General features: G+C 62.8%; 16 protein-coding genes. 6 read left to right on the top strand and 10 right to left on the bottom strand.

The genetic code is table 11. The annotated features are described in order from the left end of the window. Positions 1-259: 259 nt before the first annotated feature. Together WLQ66_RS14380 and WLQ66_RS14375 are read left to right on the top strand one after the other, a co-directional pair. A complete protein-coding gene (locus tag WLQ66_RS14380) occupies positions 260-2,320 on the top strand; it encodes an acetate--CoA ligase family protein (RefSeq protein ID WP_340547020.1) in 2,061 nt (686 codons plus the stop codon). Further along, positions 2,313-3,098: a carnitinyl-CoA dehydratase gene (locus WLQ66_RS14375; protein WP_340547019.1), complete on the top strand. Its 786-nt coding sequence runs from the start codon at positions 2,313-2,315 to the stop codon at positions 3,096-3,098. The genes WLQ66_RS14380 and WLQ66_RS14375 overlap by 8 nt, the downstream gene beginning before the upstream one ends. 187 nt (positions 3,099-3,285) lie before the next feature. Here the strand turns inward: WLQ66_RS14375 and WLQ66_RS14370 are convergent, their stop codons facing one another. Next, positions 3,286-3,921, bottom strand: coding sequence for a class I SAM-dependent DNA methyltransferase (locus WLQ66_RS14370; protein ID WP_340547018.1), 636 nt, complete (start codon positions 3,919-3,921; stop codon positions 3,286-3,288). Between the two features lie 73 nt (positions 3,922-3,994). Here WLQ66_RS14370 and WLQ66_RS14365 point away from each other — a divergent pair, with 73 nt between their 5' ends. Further along, complete coding sequence (locus WLQ66_RS14365) at positions 3,995-4,882, top strand: SDR family oxidoreductase (RefSeq protein WP_340547017.1); 888 nt, start codon at positions 3,995-3,997, stop codon at positions 4,880-4,882. On the opposite strand, the gene dxs is transcribed toward WLQ66_RS14365, so the two are convergent. The 6 genes from dxs to WLQ66_RS14335 form a co-directional block, all read right to left on the bottom strand. Beyond that, on the bottom strand, positions 4,879-6,807 hold the full coding sequence (gene dxs, locus WLQ66_RS14360) for a 1-deoxy-D-xylulose-5-phosphate synthase (RefSeq protein ID WP_340547016.1): 1,929 nt from the start codon (positions 6,805-6,807) through the stop codon (positions 4,879-4,881). The genes WLQ66_RS14365 and dxs overlap by 4 nt on opposite strands. Before the next feature lie 59 nt (positions 6,808-6,866). Then, entirely contained in the window at positions 6,867-7,751 is an 885-nt protein-coding gene (locus WLQ66_RS14355; protein WP_340547015.1) for a polyprenyl synthetase family protein, read from the bottom strand. Between the two features lie 3 nt (positions 7,752-7,754). Continuing rightward, positions 7,755-8,012: an exodeoxyribonuclease VII small subunit gene (locus WLQ66_RS14350; protein ID WP_061050169.1), complete on the bottom strand. Its 258-nt coding sequence runs from the start codon at positions 8,010-8,012 to the stop codon at positions 7,755-7,757. After that, complete coding sequence (locus WLQ66_RS14345; RefSeq protein ID WP_340547014.1) at positions 8,009-8,935, bottom strand: histone deacetylase family protein; 927 nt, start codon at positions 8,933-8,935, stop codon at positions 8,009-8,011. The genes WLQ66_RS14350 and WLQ66_RS14345 overlap by 4 nt, the downstream gene beginning before the upstream one ends. Positions 8,936-9,014: 79 nt before the next feature. Next, positions 9,015-9,716 (bottom strand): response regulator, encoded by a 702-nt coding sequence (locus tag WLQ66_RS14340; protein ID WP_260102750.1) that lies wholly within the window; start codon positions 9,714-9,716, stop codon positions 9,015-9,017. Continuing rightward, positions 9,713-10,225, bottom strand: coding sequence for a MarR family winged helix-turn-helix transcriptional regulator (locus tag WLQ66_RS14335; RefSeq protein WP_260102749.1), 513 nt, complete (start codon positions 10,223-10,225; stop codon positions 9,713-9,715). Before WLQ66_RS14335 ends, WLQ66_RS14340 begins: the two co-directional genes overlap by 4 nt. Positions 10,226-10,384: 159 nt before the next feature. On the opposite strand from WLQ66_RS14335, the gene WLQ66_RS14330 reads away from it, so the two are divergent. Then, entirely contained in the window at positions 10,385-11,251 is an 867-nt protein-coding gene (locus tag WLQ66_RS14330) for a branched-chain amino acid aminotransferase (protein ID WP_260102748.1), read from the top strand. A 106-nt stretch (positions 11,252-11,357) separates the two neighbouring features. On the opposite strand, the gene WLQ66_RS14325 is transcribed toward WLQ66_RS14330, so the two are convergent. Beyond that, positions 11,358-11,786, bottom strand: coding sequence for an organic hydroperoxide resistance protein (locus WLQ66_RS14325; protein WP_340547013.1), 429 nt, complete (start codon positions 11,784-11,786; stop codon positions 11,358-11,360). 119 nt (positions 11,787-11,905) lie between these two features. On the opposite strand from WLQ66_RS14325, the gene WLQ66_RS14320 reads away from it, so the two are divergent. Further along, positions 11,906-12,352: a MarR family winged helix-turn-helix transcriptional regulator gene (locus WLQ66_RS14320; protein ID WP_340547012.1), complete on the top strand. Its 447-nt coding sequence runs from the start codon at positions 11,906-11,908 to the stop codon at positions 12,350-12,352. A gap of 9 nt (positions 12,353-12,361) precedes the next feature. Here WLQ66_RS14320 and WLQ66_RS14315 read toward each other — a convergent pair whose 3' ends face one another. Next, positions 12,362-13,297, bottom strand: a complete 936-nt coding sequence (locus WLQ66_RS14315; RefSeq protein WP_340547011.1) for a DMT family transporter — start codon at positions 13,295-13,297, stop codon at positions 12,362-12,364. 116 nt (positions 13,298-13,413) lie between these two features. On the opposite strand from WLQ66_RS14315, the gene WLQ66_RS14310 reads away from it, so the two are divergent. Further along, positions 13,414-14,916, top strand: a complete 1,503-nt coding sequence (locus WLQ66_RS14310; RefSeq protein WP_340547010.1) for a malonate--CoA ligase — start codon at positions 13,414-13,416, stop codon at positions 14,914-14,916. Positions 14,917-14,970: 54 nt separating this feature from the next. Here the strand turns inward: WLQ66_RS14310 and aroC are convergent, their stop codons facing one another. Continuing rightward, on the bottom strand, positions 14,971-16,077 hold the full coding sequence (aroC, locus tag WLQ66_RS14305) for a chorismate synthase (RefSeq protein WP_340547009.1): 1,107 nt from the start codon (positions 16,075-16,077) through the stop codon (positions 14,971-14,973). Positions 16,078-16,080 lie beyond the last annotated feature (3 nt).

Here is a 16,080-nt window from a genome sequence, read left to right as displayed (position 1 = left end):
TCTACCCGGACGCGTCGGGCGGGCGGGTCAGATTTCGCCTTCGGCGAGGATATTTAAGGCCAGAAGATGCAGAAAGGATCAAGCCCCCGGAAGGGCGCTGCCGCAACCGGGGGCCATCTCCTGGCGCGGTCATCGGCGTCCCCGCCTGTACCGCCTGTCGAGGCTCGTCGATTCTGGTTAATGAAACCCTACCCATCTTCTGGCTCCAAATATCCTCGCCGAAGGCATCGGGGCCTCTGTTCAGGCGGGAGCCGTGGCAATGATACGTGACTTCAGCACTTTGTTTCGGCCCTCTTCCATCGCGGTGATCGGTGGCGGTGCCTGGTGCCGTCAGGTGATCGAACAATTGCAGAAGATCGGGTTTTCCGGTCAGATCTGGCCGGTGCATCCGAAGGCTGCGGAGGTCTGCGGCTTGACGGCGTTTGCATCGGTGGATGATCTGCCCGCCGCGCCCGATGCCAGCTTTATCGGCGTCAACAGACACGCCACCGTCGAAGCGGTGGCGGCGCTCTCTCGCCGGGGGGCTGGGGGGGCGGTCTGTTTTGCCTCCGGTTTTCGCGAGGCCCAGAGGGAGGCCGGTGATGGGGCCGACCTGCAGAACCATCTTTTGCAAGCGGCGGGAGAGATGCCCATCCTCGGCCCTAACTGCTATGGGTTCATCAACTATCTGGATCAGGTATTGCTATGGCCGGATCAGCACGGTGGCGTGGCGGTGGAGCGCGGCGTGGCAATCCTCACCCAGAGCTCCAATATCGCGATCAATCTGACCATGCAGGCGCGTGGGCTGCCGATTGCTTATGTGGTTACCGTTGGCAATCAGGCGCAAAGCGATATCGCACAGATTGCGCGCGGCCTGCTGGAGGATCCGCGCGTAACCGCCATTGGCCTGCATATCGAAGGTGTCCGCGACCTGCGTGCCTTTGAATTGCTGGCGCATCAGGCGGCCGCCTGTGGAAAACCGATCGTGGCGCTGAAGGTCGGACGCTCGGATCAGGCGCAGGCGGCGACGCTGTCCCATACGGCGTCGCTTGCCGGTCAGGAGGCCGGTGCCGATGCGCTGTTGCGGCGCTGTGGTGTGGCACGGGTGGATGATTTGCCGGTATTTCTGGAAACGCTGAAGGTTCTGCATGTGCTTGGCCCCCGCGCCGGATGCCGGGTTGCGACGATCAGCTGCTCCGGGGGTGAAGCGAGCCTTGCTGCCGATCTCGGGCAGGCGCAGTCTGTGGTCTTTCCGCCGTTGTCCGACGGCCAGCATCAGGCGCTGCGCGCAGCCCTGGGCCCGATGGTCGCGCTGGCCAATCCTCTGGACTACCATACCTATATCTGGCGGGACGTGCCTGCGATGACCCGGGCGTTCAGCGCCATGGTGCATCCTGATCTGGATATGGTGATGCTCATCGTGGATTTCCCACGAGCAGACCGGTGTTCGGCCGAAGACTGGGCCTGCACGGTTGAGGCCGCAATAGCAACGCGGGCGCAAACCGGTGCGCCAATGGCCATGGTCGCCAGTTTGCCGGAACTGATGCCCGAAGAGACCGCGCAGCGGCTTCTGGCGGCGGGCGTCGTGCCGCTCTGCGGCCTGCGAGAGGCCATGGGCGCGGCGGCGGCGGCCAGTCGTATCGCGGTGCCATCTGATTTGCCCCTGGCCCTTCCAGGTCCGGACTCAGGGGATGGCGACGCCAGTCTGATCCCCGAAGGCCTCGCGAAACAGCGTCTTGCGGCGGCCGGTCTGCGGGTTCCCCGAAGCCACAGGCTAAGCCGTGATGCGCTGGCAGAGAGCCTGCATGACATCGTGTCTGGGGTGGGGTTTCCGCTGGTGCTGAAGGGCGAAGGTTTCGCGCATAAGAGCGAGGCCGGGGCAGTGCGGTTGAACCTCCACTCGCCTGAGGCGGTCATGGAGGCGGCGCAGGAGATTGGCGCGGAACAATTGCTGCTGGAGGAGATGATCACCGGGACCGTGGCCGAGCTGCTGGTGGGGGTCATCAGGGATCCCGCCCATGGGTTCGTGCTGACGCTGGGTGCTGGGGGGGTGCTGAGCGAAGTGTTGCAGGACAGCCTGTCGCTGTTGCTGCCGGTGCATGAGGACATGCTGGAAGAGGCGCTGGATCAGCTGCGCATTGCCCCGCTGCTTGGCGGGTATCGCGGCGGCCCTGCGGCGGATCGTGCCGCAATTCTGCGCGCGATCCGCGCGGTTGAAGGCTATGTGCTTGCCCATCTGGACAGGCTGGAAGAACTTGAAATCAATCCGCTGATCTGTACGACCAGCGATGCCATAGCAGCGGATGCACTGCTGCGAGAGAGGGAAACCACCGATGACTGAAATCCCCATTCGGACCCGCCGCGATGGCGCCATTCTGGAGGTCACGCTTGACCGTCCAAAGGCCAACGCCATTGATCTGAAAACCAGCGTGGCCATGGGCGAGGTGTTTCGGGATTTTCGCGATGACCCCGACCTGCGCGTGGCAATTGTGACCGGGGGAGGCGAGAAATTCTTCTGCCCCGGCTGGGATCTGAAGGCCGCCGCCGGCGGAGATGCGGTGGATGGCGACTATGGTGTCGGCGGCTTTGGGGGCCTGCAGGAGCTGCGCGATATGAACAAGCCGGTGATTGCGGCGGTGAATGGCATCGCCTGTGGCGGTGGTCTGGAATTGGCGCTGTCGGCGGATATGATTCTGGCCGCAGATCACGCGACATTTGCCCTGCCAGAGATCCGGTCGGGCACGGTGGCCGATGCCGCATCAATCAAACTGCCCAAGCGCATTCCCTATCACATTGCCATGGAACTCCTGCTGACCGGACGCTGGTTTGACGCCGAGGAGGCGCACCGCTGGGGGCTGGTGAACGAAATCCTGACTTCAGATCAGCTGATGGATCGGGCCTGGGAGCTGGCGCGGCTGCTCGCCTCCGGCCCGCCATTGGTCTATGCCGCGATCAAGGAGATTGTCCGCGACGCCGAGGATGCGAAGTTTCAGGATGCGATGAACCGGATCACCAAACGCCAGCTGCGCAGCGTTGATATTCTCTATGACAGCGAGGACCAGATGGAGGGCGCGCGCGCCTTTGCTGAGAAATGCGATCCGGTGTGGAAGGGCAGATAAGGCGCCGATGCGGCAGATGACCCCGCTGTTGTCCTGCGATCAACCTCAGCGCAGCCTAGACCCGGTGGGCGCTATTAAGTGTGGGCCCCGGCCCACAGCGAACGTCAGCATAGCTGTGTCGCATCGGATCCTGCATAGCCTCAGCGCTGCGCTTTGAGAGAGATGCGCTGCACAATGCAGGCTGCTCCTAGACCTTGGTAAACACCGCAATCAGCGCCTTGTCCGTGCTGTGGGCGCCGGTGGCTTTGGGACCGTAGATGGCCACCTCCGGCAGGGTCAGCCCACGGATCCAGCCGCCCTTCTCAAGACGTTTGAGAGCCGCAGCAAAGCCGCAGCGGGCGGAAAAACGGGCATTGATGGCAAGCGCAAACACCGACCTCGGTCGGGCAAGGCGCAGGATACCCGGCAGAACCTCTGGTCCGACATGGCCGTGGGTGAAGGTTCCAGAGGAGACGACACCGGCATATGTGTCGCGTGGCACCGGGACGCCGGTGGTCAGATCCGCTTCGATGATATCGCGGTAGACATCCTTGCGCAGTGCCTGTGCCAGCATTTCAGGGCTGATATCGGTCGCATCTATCGGAGCAATGCCCTGCCGCTCCAGCGCGACGCCGCAGAGCCCGGTTCCTGCGCCGACATCCAGAACAGGGCCGCGCCCGTCGGCGGCAGCGAACAGGCGGGCCACCTGATCCGGCAGGATGTAATCCGATCCTGCGGCAAAGCTGCTGTCGTAGCTCTCGGCCCAATCGGCATAGAGCTGCCGGGAGTGCTGCGGCGTCTCCAGCCCGTAGGCGGCGGCCAGCGTGATCTGTTTTTGCGCCATGGCCACAGGAAATGCGGTTTTGACGCTTGAATCAAGTCTTGCACCCGCACAGGCTCGCGCGCATCTATGGCACATGACAAAAACGCTTCTCTGTCTTGGCCTTGGCTATTCCGCCCGCGCATTGGTCCCGCAGCTGCTTCGGGCCGGTTGGCGGGTCATAGGCACCACCCGATCCGCCGAGGATGCGGAGCCTCTTGCAGGCGTTGAACTGATCACCTGGCCCGGTGCCCCCCTCTCGCTGGATGGGGTGACGCATATCCTGTCGTCGGTGGGACCGACCGAGGCAGGAGACCCGGTTCTGGCGGAACTGGCGGATGCGCTGGCAGCCGCCGCCCGTGGCGACACTTTGGAGTGGGTCGGCTACCTCTCCACCACGGCTGTCTACGGTGATCATGATGGCGCCTGGGTGGATGAGGACACAGCCGTCACCCCTTCCAGCCAGCGTGGCCGCTGGCGTGCCGCAGCTGAGACAGGCTGGCAGGCCATCCCCGATCTGCCGCTTCATATCTTTCGCCTCGCTGGGATCTACGGCCCCGGACGCGGCCCCTTTGCCAAGCTGATGGCCGGAAAGGCACGCCGTATCGTGAAACCCGGTCAGGTGTTCTCGCGCATCCATGTGGACGATATCGCACAGGTTATCGCCGCTTCCATCGCACAGCCTGATCCCGGTGCGATCTACAACCTCTGTGATGATGATCCGGCCCCGCCACAGGATGTGCTGGGCTTTGCCGCCGAGTTGCTGGGCCTGCCGATCCCTGCCGAAGTCCCCTTCGATGAGGCCGGTATGACCCCGATGGCGCGCAGTTTCTATGGCGAGAACAAGCGCGTCAGAAACCAGCGTATCAAGGATGATCTGGGGGTGGAGCTGCTTTACCCCACCTATCGAGAGGGCCTGCGCGCGGTCCGCGCCGCCGAGGACCTCGAGACCTTCGTCCCGCCGCAGGAAACGACGGGGGTTTAGGCCCGCTTCTCTCCAATCGTCGCCACACCCAGAACCTCCAGCACCTTGGCTTCAATCTGCGGGGCGTTCATCGCTGCCACCTCATACATATCCGCGGGGCTGGCCTGGTCGATGAAGGTGTCGGGCAACACCATGGAGCGGAATTTCAATCCGCTGTCAAAGACGCCTTCCTCCGCCAGAAGCTGCGCCACATGGGAGCCGAAACCGCCCACTGCGCCTTCTTCGATGGTGATCAGCGCCTCGTGATCAGCGGCCAGCTGCAGGATCATGTCGCGGTCCAGCGGCTTGGCAAAACGTGCATCCGCAATTGTCGGGGTGATGCCTCTGGCGGCAAGCGCCTCGGCGGCCTTTTTCACCTCACCCAGCCGGGTGCCAAAGGACAGGATCGCCACGCGTTTGCCCGCTTGGATCATCCGGCCCTTGCCGATCTCCAGCACCTCCGGCACCTCGGGCATATCAACACCTTCGCCCTCACCGCGGGGGTAGCGGAAGGCAATCGGGCCGTCATCATAGGCGGCAGCGGTGGCTGTCATATGGGCCAGCTCGGCCTCATCAGCGGCGGCCATCACCACCATGCCCGGCAGGTTGGCCATATAGGCAATGTCGAAACTGCCCGCATGGGTCGCCCCGTCCGCACCGACCAGACCGGCGCGGTCGATGGCAAAGCGTACGGGCAGGCGCTGGATCGCCACGTCATGCACCACCTGATCATAACCGCGCTGCAAAAACGTGGAATACATCGCACAGAAGGGCTTCATCCCGCCGGCGGCCAGCGCGGCGGCAAAGGTCACGCCGTGCTGCTCGGCTATGCCGACGTCAAAGCAGCGCGAAGGGTAGCGTTCGGCCATCAGGCTCAATCCGGTGCCATCGGGCATCGCCGCCGTGACGGCGCAGATCTTGTCATCCTCAGCCGCCAGCCGCACCAGCTCCTTGCCAAAGACCGAGGTATAGGAGGGCGCGTTGGAGGGCGCTTTCTTCTGTTCGCCGGTCACCATGTCGAATTTTGCGGTGGCGTGGCCCTTGTCGCGGGCGCGTTCCGCCGGGGCATAACCTTTGCCCTTCTTCGTCAGCACATGGATCAGGATCGGACCGGTGGCGCGCGCCTTCACGGTGCGCAGGACCGGCAACAGCTGGTCCATATCGTGACCATCAATCGGCCCAAGGTAAGAAAAGCCCAGGCTTTCAAACAAGGTGCCGCCCACCGCCATGCCTTTCAGCATATCCTTGGCGCGCTTGGCGCCCTCGCGGAACGGTTCAGGCAGCAGGGATGCGGCCCCCTTTGCCACCGCTTTCAGTTCCTGAAAGGGTTCTTCGGCATATAGGCGCGACAGATAGGACGACAGCGCGCCAACCGGCGGCGCAATCGACATTTCATTGTCGTTCAGAATGACAATCAGCCGCTTGCCCAGATGGCCTGCGTTGTTCATCGCCTCAAACGCCATGCCGGCCGACATCGACCCATCGCCGATGACGGCAATTGCATCGCCGCTGCCTTCGGGAATGACACCGCCCAGATCCCGTGCCACGGCAAAACCAAGCGCGGCGCTGATCGAGGTGGAGCTATGGGCCGCGCCAAAGGGATCAAAGGGTGATTCCGAACGTTTGGTGAAACCGCTCAGCCCGTCCTTCATCCGCAATGTGCGAATGCGGTCGCGGCGACCAGTCAGGATTTTATGCGGATAGCACTGGTGCGAGACGTCCCAGATGATCTTGTCGCGGGGCGTGTCAAACACCGCATGAAGCGCGGTGGTCAGCTCGACAACACCCAGACCTGCGCCCAGATGGCCGCCGGTGACGGAAACGGCGGAAATGGTTTCCTGCCGCAGTTCCTGTGCGACCTGCGTCAGCTGTGCATCGCTCAAGGATTTCAGATCCGCCGGGCGGGTGATCTGATCCAGAAGAGGGGTCTGGGGCCGGTCTGACATGGCAGCTCCTTGAGCGTTTGGCGGGCGTTTGGCTCTGACGAGGCGCGGTCTCTTGCGGCTCAGCTATCGCGCGAGATAACGAAGCGCGCGGTTTCCTTCAAGGTTTCGGCGGCATGACCATAGGGGGTCAGCGCCTCACAGGCCTGTTCCATCAGGGTTCTGGCGCGATCCTTCGCCGCGTCCAGCCCCAGAAGAGACACAAACGTGGCCTTGCCCGCTTCCGCATCCTTGCGCACGGCCTTGCCGACCTTGGCAGCGTCGCCTTCCACATCCAAAATGTCATCGGCAATCTGAAAAGCAAGGCCAAGCGCATCGGCATAGCGTCGCAGCGGGCTGTCATCCGCCCCGGCCATGACCGCGCCAGCGGTCGCGGACCAAGCAATCAAGCAGCCGGTCTTGCGGTTCTGCAACTGGGTGATCTGATCCAGATCCAGCGGCCTCGCAGCGGTTTCAGCGGCGATATCCAGCATCTGACCGGAGACCATACCATCCTTGCCGGAGGATTGCGCCAGCCCGCGGATCAGGGTCAGCGCATGGGGTCCGATCTTGGGATCGGCAAGCAGCTCAAACGCAAATGTCTGCAAACTGTCCCCCGCCAGAACCGCCATCGCCTCATCCCATTTCCTGTGAACGGTGGGCTGGCCCCGGCGCAGATCATCGTCATCCATGCAGGGCAGATCGTCATGCACCAGCGAATAGGCGTGAATACATTCGATCGCCAGCGCCGCTTCAAGCGCGGCCTGTTCGGCAACCCCATGCAGGCGCGCGCTTTCCAGAACCAGAAACCCGCGCAGCATCTTGCCGCCGGTGATGGCATAGCGCATGGCCGCATGCAGCGGATCGTTGCCGCCCAGCCGGGCCTCCATATGGGCGGTGATCCGGGTCTGGGCTTCTTTCAGCGCCTGGGCAAAGGGCCGGCTCTGCGTGTCTGCGGCGGCGCTCATGACTCAGCCGGCATCCAGCGGCTGGGTCCCGGTCGGCGTGCCTGCGGCATCTAGCGTGATTGCCGCCACCTTTTCCTCGGCCCGCTTCAGCTCGTCCTCGCAGCGCTTCTTCAGCGCGGCACCGCGCTCATAAAGCGCAATGGACGCATCCAGCGCCACATCGCCGCGCTCCAGCTGATCCACCACGGTTTCAAGCGCGCGCATCGCCTGCTCAAAACTCAGCTCGTCAACGGGTGTTTCTGGACTGGTGGTGTCGGTCATCTGCCTGCCTCTATCAATTCTTCCACGTGGGCTTTGGCCGCAGCGGCCAGCGCGTTCAGATCATATCCACCTTCCAAAGTCGAGACGATACGCCCCGCGCAGATCTCCGCCGCCAGCGCGCAGAGTTCGCGGCTGAGCCAGCGGAAATCCTCGGTGCTCCAATTGAGTTCGGCCAGCGGATCATCCTGATGCGCGTCAAAGCCGGCGGAGATGACGATCAGCTCCGGCTTGAAGGTCCGCAGCCGCGGAAACACCTGATCGACATAGGTCGACCTCATGTGCACGCCCCCTGATCCGGGTGGCAGCGGCAGGTTCAGGATCTGGCCGTGTGCGCCGTCTTCCTCAGGGCGACCGGATCCCGGCCAGAGCGGCATCTGCTGGCTTGAGATGAACAGCGCCCGCGGCTCGTCCCACAACAAATCCTGCGTGCCATTGCCGTGATGCACGTCGAAATCCACCACCGCCACACGCGCCAGCCCATGGTGATCCAGCGCATGTTTGGCCGCCAGTGCGGCATTGCCAAAGAAGCAGAACCCCATCGCGGTCTCTGTCTCGGCATGGTGGCCGGGCGGGCGCACCGCGGCAAAGGCGTTCTGAACCTCGCCCGTCAGGACCATATCGACCGCGCGTACAGCTGCCCCCGCCGCGCGAAAGGCGGCATCCAGCGATCCGGGCGACAGGAATGTATCGCCATCAATGCGACCAAATCCCTCCTGCGGCAGGCTGCGGCGCAGCTCCTCCAGATAGCTCTTTGGGTGAATGCGCAGGATATCGTCTTCCGCCGCCATCGGCGCGGTGACCCTGTGCAGGTCCAGCCCCGCCAGCGCATGCAGCACATGCTCCAGCCTCGCCACCCGCTCGGGATGGCCCTCGGGCGTCACATGCAGCAGGCAATCTGCGTGGGTTAACAAAGCGGTCGCCATGGCGCGTCCTTTTCTTCTGGCCGGAAATATCCCCGCCGGAGGCATGAAATCGCCGCGCAGCGGCTCCGGAACTCTGGGCCTAATCCGGTGCCAGCATATATCCTGCGCCGCGCACCGTCTGCAGATATTGCGGCTGCTTCGGGTTGGGCTCGATCTTGCGCCGCAGCCGGGTGATCTGCACATCCACGGCGCGTTCCTGCGCCTGACCACGGTCGCGGCCCAGATCCTCGACCAGTTTGGTGCGGCTCACCGGCTCGCCCGGACAGGCGGAGAAGATCTTCATCAGCTGGTTTTCGGTGCCGGTCAGTCGGATCAACTCCTCACCCTGCCACATCTCGCCGCGCTCAATATCATAGCGGATCGGTCCCAGATGCAGCACTTTGGGCGCGGCATCCTGGGCCGTGGGCTCAGGCATCCGCCGCAGGATTGCATTGATCCGCAACAACAGTTCTTTTGGCTCGAACGGTTTGGACAGATAGTCATCCGCGCCAGCTTCCAGCCCCTCGATCCGGTCATCCGTTTCGCCCTTGGCGGTCAGCAGCAGGATCGGGGTGCTCAGGGTTTCGCGCAGCGACCGGGTGAGCGAGACCCCATCCTCGCCCGGCATCATCACATCCAGGACGATCAGGTCGAAATCCAGCCCCGACAATACCCGCCGCGCATGAGCGGCATCGCGGGCGGCGGTGACCAGAAACCCGGCGCGCATCAGGAACTTCTTCAGCAGGCCGCGAATGCGCTCATCATCATCGACAATCAGCAAATGGGAATCGAACCGGGTCATGTGCCACTCTCCCGCAGCTTGGCATAGGCGCGCCGCATGTCGGCGTCCATCATCGCTTCCAGCACGCGCTTGAAGCCCTGCACCGCTTCCGGGCCGGCATCCTTGTAGGCGGTGCGCATCCGGGCGCGCTGCGCATCCGAAAGCTTGGCCTCCAGCGCACGCCCCTTGTCGGTCAGAAACAGATGCCGCTCGCGCTTGTCGGTGACCCCGACCCGGCTTTCCACCAGACCATCACCGATCAGGGCCCGCAGCACCCGGTTCAGCGACTGTTTGGTCACCCCCAGAATGCTCAGCAGATTATTGACCGTCGTGCCCGGTGCTCGATTGATAAAATGGATCGCCCGGTGATGTGCCCGACCATAGGCCATCTCAGCCAGAATACGATCCGGGTCTGCGGTAAATCCGCGATAGGCAAAGAACATCGCCTCAATGCCCTGCCGCAACTGCTCATCCGTCAGAAACAGCAGGCTTTCGCCGCCAAATCCCTGCCCCGGTCGCCCTTCTGCCATGGGTCTCTCCCCTGTTGTGTTGAGGCCATTTTAAGTCAGCGTTGTTGACATTCCAAGTCTGAAGATGTATCGAATCGCAGGTTTAGCGCAACATTATGTCCGAACCGGTCATATAATGCGCAACTTCTGGAAATTGGGCGAGGCATTAGGAGGTGCGCCATGGCGGGTTATGATGATCGGGACGGTTTGATCTGGATGGACGGGGAAATGGTCGACTGGCGCGATGCAAAGGTCCATATCCTCAGCCACGCGATGCATTATGCCTCCTCCGTCTTCGAGGGTGAGCGCGCCTATAATGGCAAGATCTTCAAGAGCCGCGAGCATTCGGAGCGTCTGGTCGCCAGCGCAGAAGCGCTGGATATGCCGATGCCCTATACCGTGGATCAGATCGAAGCCGCGAAGCAGGAAACCCTGAAAGCCAGCGGATTGCAGGATGCCTATGTGCGGGCCGTTGTCTGGCGCGGCTCGGGCGAAGACATGGGTGTCGCTTCGGCGAAGAACCCGGTGCGCATGGCCATCGCGGTCTGGGGCTGGGGCGCCTATTATGGCGATGCCAAGATGCAGGGCGCCAAACTGGATATCGCGGAATGGAAACGACCAAGCCCGGAAACCATCCCGGTCCACGCCAAGGCGGCAGGTCTCTACATGATCTGCACCATCTCCAAGCACAAGGCCGAGGCCAAGGGCTGCTCGGATGCGTTGTTCATGGATTACCGTGGCTATGTGGCGGAGGCGACCGGCGCCAATATTTTCTTCGTGAAGGATGGCGAAGTGCATACGCCGAAACCTGACTGTTTCCTGAACGGCATCACCCGACAGACCGTAATCGGTATGCTGAAGGATCGCGGTATCACCGTGCACGAGCGCCACATCATGCCGGAGGAACTGGACGGGTTCGAACAGTGCTGGCTGACCGGCACCGCCGCCGAAGTCACCCCGGTTGGCCAGATCGGTCCGCACAGCTTCGAGGTGGGCGAGATGACACGTGAGATCGCCAAAGCCTATGAGGAGCTGGTGCGCAGCTGACCCTGCGCCCGGAACGCCAGATCGCTGTTAAAATGCAAAAGCGCGGGGAAAACCCCGCGCTTTTTCCGTATCAGCCCCTTTGGGGGCCGTGGGCATGGTGCCGGGATCAGACCAGCTCGGTGGTGACGGTCACATTGCCGCGCACCGCGTTGGAATAGGGGCAGATCTTGTGGCCTGCCTCGGTCACCGCCTTTGCCTCCTCGGGGGAGAGGCCGGGCAGGGCGACCTTCAGTGCAACGGTGAGACCAAAGCCGCCTTCGTCGCGCGGGCCAATGCCGACCTCGGCGTGGACCGACACGTCATTCGGTACCTTGGCGAGGCTGTCGTCCTGAGTGGTCGCGAATTTCATCGCGCCGATGTAGCAGGCCGCATAGCCGGCAGCGAACAGCTGCTCGGGGTTGCTGCCCTTGCCGCCGCCACCCATTTCCTTGGGCGGATCCAGATCAAAGCTGAGGTCGCTGTCGTGGATGCTGGCTTTGCCATCGCGGCCACCGGTTGCGGTTGCTGCGGCTGTGTAGACGGGAGAAACACTCATGATGGGATCCTTTCCTGTGTCACTGTCGAAGTAAATTACATCGTGTGCGATATAAATGGATCCTCCGGCGCAAAGGTCAAGTCCTTGAAGAAGGATCGTGCACGATTTAAATTGCACCCATGACCAATACGCCAACATCCCCCATACCAGATACGCCGGATCTCCTGTGCTTTGCGATTTATTCGGCAAACCACGCGCTGACTCGGCTCTATCGCCCGTTGCTGGCGCCGCTGGGGCTGACCTATCCTCAGTATCTGGTGTTGATCTCGCTTTATCACACCGATGGGCAGACCGTCGGCGCGTTGGGCCAGCAGCTGGACCTGGAAACCAACACGCTGACACCACTGTTGAAGCGGATGGAGGCTGCGGGGCTGCTGGCACGTGTGGCCAACCCCGAGGATGATCGCAGCCGTCTGGTGCAGCTTACAGCGCGGGGGCGGGATCTGGCGGATAACGCAGGCGAGATCACCTCCTGTATCCTGAAGGAACTGGGGGGCGACCTGCAGGATCTGCTGGACCTGCGGGACCGCATCAACGGGTTGCGCGCCCGTCTGGAGGCGGATTAGCCGCCAGCCTCAACCCTTGGGATCGGTAACCGACCGCGCCTTGCCGCGTTCCAAGCCCAGACGGCTCTCGCGCCAGATTACCAGCACATTGCCCGCGATCACCAGCCCGGCACCGATCAGCATCACCAGCGTCGGCAGCTCATTGAACCAGATATAGCCCAGCAGAATGGCAAACAGCATCGAGGAATAATCGTAGGGCGCCAGCATCGACGCCGGGGCAAACCGATACGAGGAGGTGACCAGAATCTGCGCCACCCCGCCAACCAGCCCGGCGCCGATCAGCAGCGCCAGCGTAACGGGGTCAGGCCAGACCCAGCCAAAGGGCAGCGTGCATAGCGACAGGATCGAGGCGGTCAGCGAGAAGTAGAACACGATGGCGGCCGTATGTTCCGTCATCACCATACGGCGGATATGGATCTGTACCAGCCCGCGCGCCACCGTCGCGATCAGGATCAGGATGGCCCCCAGGGTCGCGGTATCGCCCAGATCTCCGCCCCCCAGTCGCGGCCAGAGCATCACCAGAACACCGATCAGACCGATGATCACCGCGCTGATCCGGATCAGCCGGATCCGCTCCCCAAGCAGAAGTGCGGCCAGAATCAGCGTGAAGATCGGCGTTGCATAACCAATCGCGGTGACTTCGGGCAGTGGCAGCATCCCCAGCCCCATGAAGGTCATCCCCATCGCCGTCGTTCCCAGGATGCCACGCAGGAAATGCCCTCCGGGCCGCGATGTTTTCAAACCACGCGGCAGCTGGCCGCGCAGGGTCAGCCAGATCAAGATCACCGGAATGGCAAAAAACGATCGGAAGAACACCGCCTCACCCGCGGGCACCACATCGGATGTTGCCTTGATGATCGCCGACAGCCCGGTGAACAGGGCAATGGCCGCCAGTTTCAGCGCAATGGCACGGCCCGGTTGATGCGATGTTAAGGATGTCACCATGCGCAGACCCTGCGCCTGCGGATCAAAAAGTGCAACGGGTTGATTTTACCACCCGGCTTTGTCCAAGGTCGCGCAGGGTCATGAAACCCAACCGCACCGCCGCAAGGAGCCCCTGAATGTATGATGCAAATCCCCTGATCCACCATCTGCGCGCCGCCTCTCTTGGTCGCGAAGATGCCGTATTCGCCACCCGTCCCGGTGCCGATCCGCTGCGCTATGGGGATCTCTTCGCCGGGGCTGAGCGTATGGCGGCGGCGCTTGTTTCACGTGGAGTCCAGCCGGGGGATCGTGTCGCGGCGCAGGTGGAGAAATCCCTTGCCGCGATTGAGCTGTATCTGGGCGCGGTGATGGCCGGGGCGGTGTTTCTGCCGCTTAACCCTGCCTATACCGATGCGGAGGTGGCCTATTTCATCGGTGATGCAACGCCGCGCGTCTTTGTCTGCGATCCGGCGCGGCGTGAGAGTTTGCGCGCGGTCGCGGGCGAGGCAGCCGTGCTGACGCTGGATGGCGAGGGGCAGGGCAGCCTTATGGAGCTGGCAGCGGGGCAGGCCGGGTTCGATCCGGTGGCGCGGACCCCATCGGATCTGGCGGCGATCCTCTACACATCCGGCACCACGGGCCGGTCAAAGGGGGCGATGCTCAGCCATGAAAACCTGTATTCCAATTCACTGACCCTGCGGGATCACTGGCGCTTCACCGCTGAGGATGTGCTGATTCATGCGCTGCCGATATTCCACACGCACGGGCTGTTCGTGGCGACCAATGTGGCGCTTCTGGCGGGGGCCCAGGTGGTGTTTCTGCCCCGGTTCGATGCCGAGTCCATTCTTGCAGCTCTGCCGACATCGACCGCGCTGATGGGGGTGCCGACCTTCTACACGCGGCTGTTGGCGCAGGCGCAGCTGACCCCGGATCTGGCGGCCAATATGCGCCTGTTCATTTCCGGCTCGGCGCCGCTCCTGGTGGAGACCCACGAACAGTGGGAGGCGCGCACAGGTCATCGCATTCTGGAACGCTATGGGATGACGGAAACCAATATGAGCACCTCAAACCCCTATGATGGCGCACGCATCGCAGGCACCGTCGGCCAACCGCTGCCGGGGGTGGAGGCGCGGGTGATGCTGGAGGGACAGGAGCTGCCGCAGGGCGAAATCGGCGTGCTGGAAGTGCGCGGCCCGAATGTGTTCCAGGGTTACTGGCAGATGCCGGAGAAAACCGCCGAGGAACTGCGCCCGGATGGCTGGTTCATCACCGGCGATCTCGCGAAGATTGACGACAGCGGCTATGTCACCATCGTCGGCCGGGAAAAGGATCTGGTGATCTCCGGTGGCTTCAACGTCTACCCAAAGGAGGTTGAGACCCTGATCGACGATCTGCCGGGGGTGTTGGAAAGTGCGGTGATCGGCGTGCCGCATCCCGATTTCGGCGAGGCCGTGGTGGCGGTGGTGGTCCCGACAGAGGAAGGCACCGATGCTGCGGCCATTCAGGCGGCTTTGTCCGGGCAGCTGGCAAAGTTCAAACAGCCCAAACATGTCGCGCTGATGCAGGAGCTGCCGCGCAACACGATGGGCAAGGTACAGAAGAAAGCGCTGCGCGAGCGCTTTGCCGGGCTTTTCACCTAATTTGGCCGTCACCCCCGTCTCGCGTCTGATCTTGGCGGCGAGACGGAGACAGGATCAGCCACCGATGTGGCCCTGGTTTTCCCCCACCTGACCGCGATGCAGCAGCAGGTGATCGAGGATCACACAGGCCATCATCGCCTCCGCCACCGGCACCGCACGGATGCCGACGCAGGGGTCATGGCGGCCCTTGGTGATGACCTCGGCGGCGCTGCCATCCTTGCGGATCGACTGGCGCGGCGTCAGGATTGATGACGTGGGTTTCACCGCAAACCTGACGACAACATCCTGCCCGGTGGAAATACCGCCCAGAATGCCGCCGGAATGGTTCGACGAATAGATCGGCTGACCATCATTGCCGAGGAAGATCTCATCGGCGTTTTCCGAGCCCTTCAGACGCGCGGCGTTCATGCCTTCGCCGATCTCGACGGCTTTGACAGCGTTGATCGACATCATTGCGGCGGCCAGATCGGTGTCCAGCTTGCCATAGATCGGCGCGCCAATGCCTGCGGGTACGCCACGGGCGACAACCTCAATCACCGCGCCAACTGAATCGTGTTCCTTGCGCAGCCCCTGAAGGTAGTCTTCCCAGTCCTGCACTGCGGCGGCATCTGGGATCCAGAAGTCATTCTGGTCGATGGCGTCCCAGTCGAACCGGCTGCGGTCGATCTCCATCTCGCCCATGCGGGTCATGTAGCCTTTGATCTCCAGCCCTGGCACCAGCGATTTGATCGCCTCCCGAGCAACACCGCCAGCGGCCACGCGGGCCGCCGTTTCGCGGGCTGAAGACCGGCCACCGCCGCGATAGTCGCGGTTGCCGTATTTCTGAAAATAGGTGATGTCGGCATGGCCCGGGCGGAAGGTCTGGGCGATATCGCCATAGTCCTTGGAGCGCTGATCGGTGTTTTCGATCATCAGCTGGATCGGTGTGCCTGTCGATTTGCCCTCGAACACACCGGAGAGGATTTTCACCGCATCGGGTTCGTTGCGCTGGGTCATGTTCTTGTTCTGACCGGGGCGGCGTTTGTCGAGCCACTGCTGCAGCATCCCGGCGTCGACCGGGACATTGGGGGGGCAGCCGTCAACCGTCGCACCCAGAGCGGGTCCGTGGCTTTCGCCCCAGGTGGTGACGCGGAACAGATGGCCAAAGCTGTTGATCGACATGGG

Source organism: Phaeobacter sp. A36a-5a, from assembly GCF_037911135.1.
Classification (GTDB): Bacteria; Pseudomonadota; Alphaproteobacteria; order Rhodobacterales; family Rhodobacteraceae; genus Phaeobacter; species Phaeobacter bryozoorum.
Note: the sequence above shows the minus strand (reverse complement) of the source record. Positions and strands in the feature narration are given on the sequence as shown.

What these genes read in the sequence shown, in the direction of transcription:
- WLQ66_RS14380 (WP_340547020.1), top strand. Translation starts at nt 260, where the DNA reads ATGATACGTGACTTCAGCACTTTGTTTCGGCCCTCTTCCATCGCGGTG.
- WLQ66_RS14375 (WP_340547019.1), top strand. Translation starts at nt 2,313, where the DNA reads ATGACTGAAATCCCCATTCGGACCCGCCGCGATGGCGCCATTCTGGAG.
- WLQ66_RS14370 (WP_340547018.1), bottom strand. Translation starts at nt 3,921, where the DNA reads ATGGCGCAAAAACAGATCACGCTGGCCGCCGCCTACGGGCTGGAGACG.
- WLQ66_RS14365 (WP_340547017.1), top strand. Translation starts at nt 3,995, where the DNA reads ATGACAAAAACGCTTCTCTGTCTTGGCCTTGGCTATTCCGCCCGCGCA.
- dxs (WP_340547016.1), bottom strand. Translation starts at nt 6,807, where the DNA reads ATGTCAGACCGGCCCCAGACCCCTCTTCTGGATCAGATCACCCGCCCG.
- WLQ66_RS14355 (WP_340547015.1), bottom strand. Translation starts at nt 7,751, where the DNA reads ATGAGCGCCGCCGCAGACACGCAGAGCCGGCCCTTTGCCCAGGCGCTG.
- WLQ66_RS14350 (WP_061050169.1), bottom strand. Translation starts at nt 8,012, where the DNA reads ATGACCGACACCACCAGTCCAGAAACACCCGTTGACGAGCTGAGTTTT.
- WLQ66_RS14345 (WP_340547014.1), bottom strand. Translation starts at nt 8,935, where the DNA reads ATGGCGACCGCTTTGTTAACCCACGCAGATTGCCTGCTGCATGTGACG.
- WLQ66_RS14340 (WP_260102750.1), bottom strand. Translation starts at nt 9,716, where the DNA reads ATGACCCGGTTCGATTCCCATTTGCTGATTGTCGATGATGATGAGCGC.
- WLQ66_RS14335 (WP_260102749.1), bottom strand. Translation starts at nt 10,225, where the DNA reads ATGGCAGAAGGGCGACCGGGGCAGGGATTTGGCGGCGAAAGCCTGCTG.
- WLQ66_RS14330 (WP_260102748.1), top strand. Translation starts at nt 10,385, where the DNA reads ATGGCGGGTTATGATGATCGGGACGGTTTGATCTGGATGGACGGGGAA.
- WLQ66_RS14325 (WP_340547013.1), bottom strand. Translation starts at nt 11,786, where the DNA reads ATGAGTGTTTCTCCCGTCTACACAGCCGCAGCAACCGCAACCGGTGGC.
- WLQ66_RS14320 (WP_340547012.1), top strand. Translation starts at nt 11,906, where the DNA reads ATGACCAATACGCCAACATCCCCCATACCAGATACGCCGGATCTCCTG.
- WLQ66_RS14315 (WP_340547011.1), bottom strand. Translation starts at nt 13,297, where the DNA reads ATGGTGACATCCTTAACATCGCATCAACCGGGCCGTGCCATTGCGCTG.
- WLQ66_RS14310 (WP_340547010.1), top strand. Translation starts at nt 13,414, where the DNA reads ATGTATGATGCAAATCCCCTGATCCACCATCTGCGCGCCGCCTCTCTT.
- aroC (WP_340547009.1), bottom strand. Translation starts at nt 16,077, where the DNA reads ATGTCGATCAACAGCTTTGGCCATCTGTTCCGCGTCACCACCTGGGGC.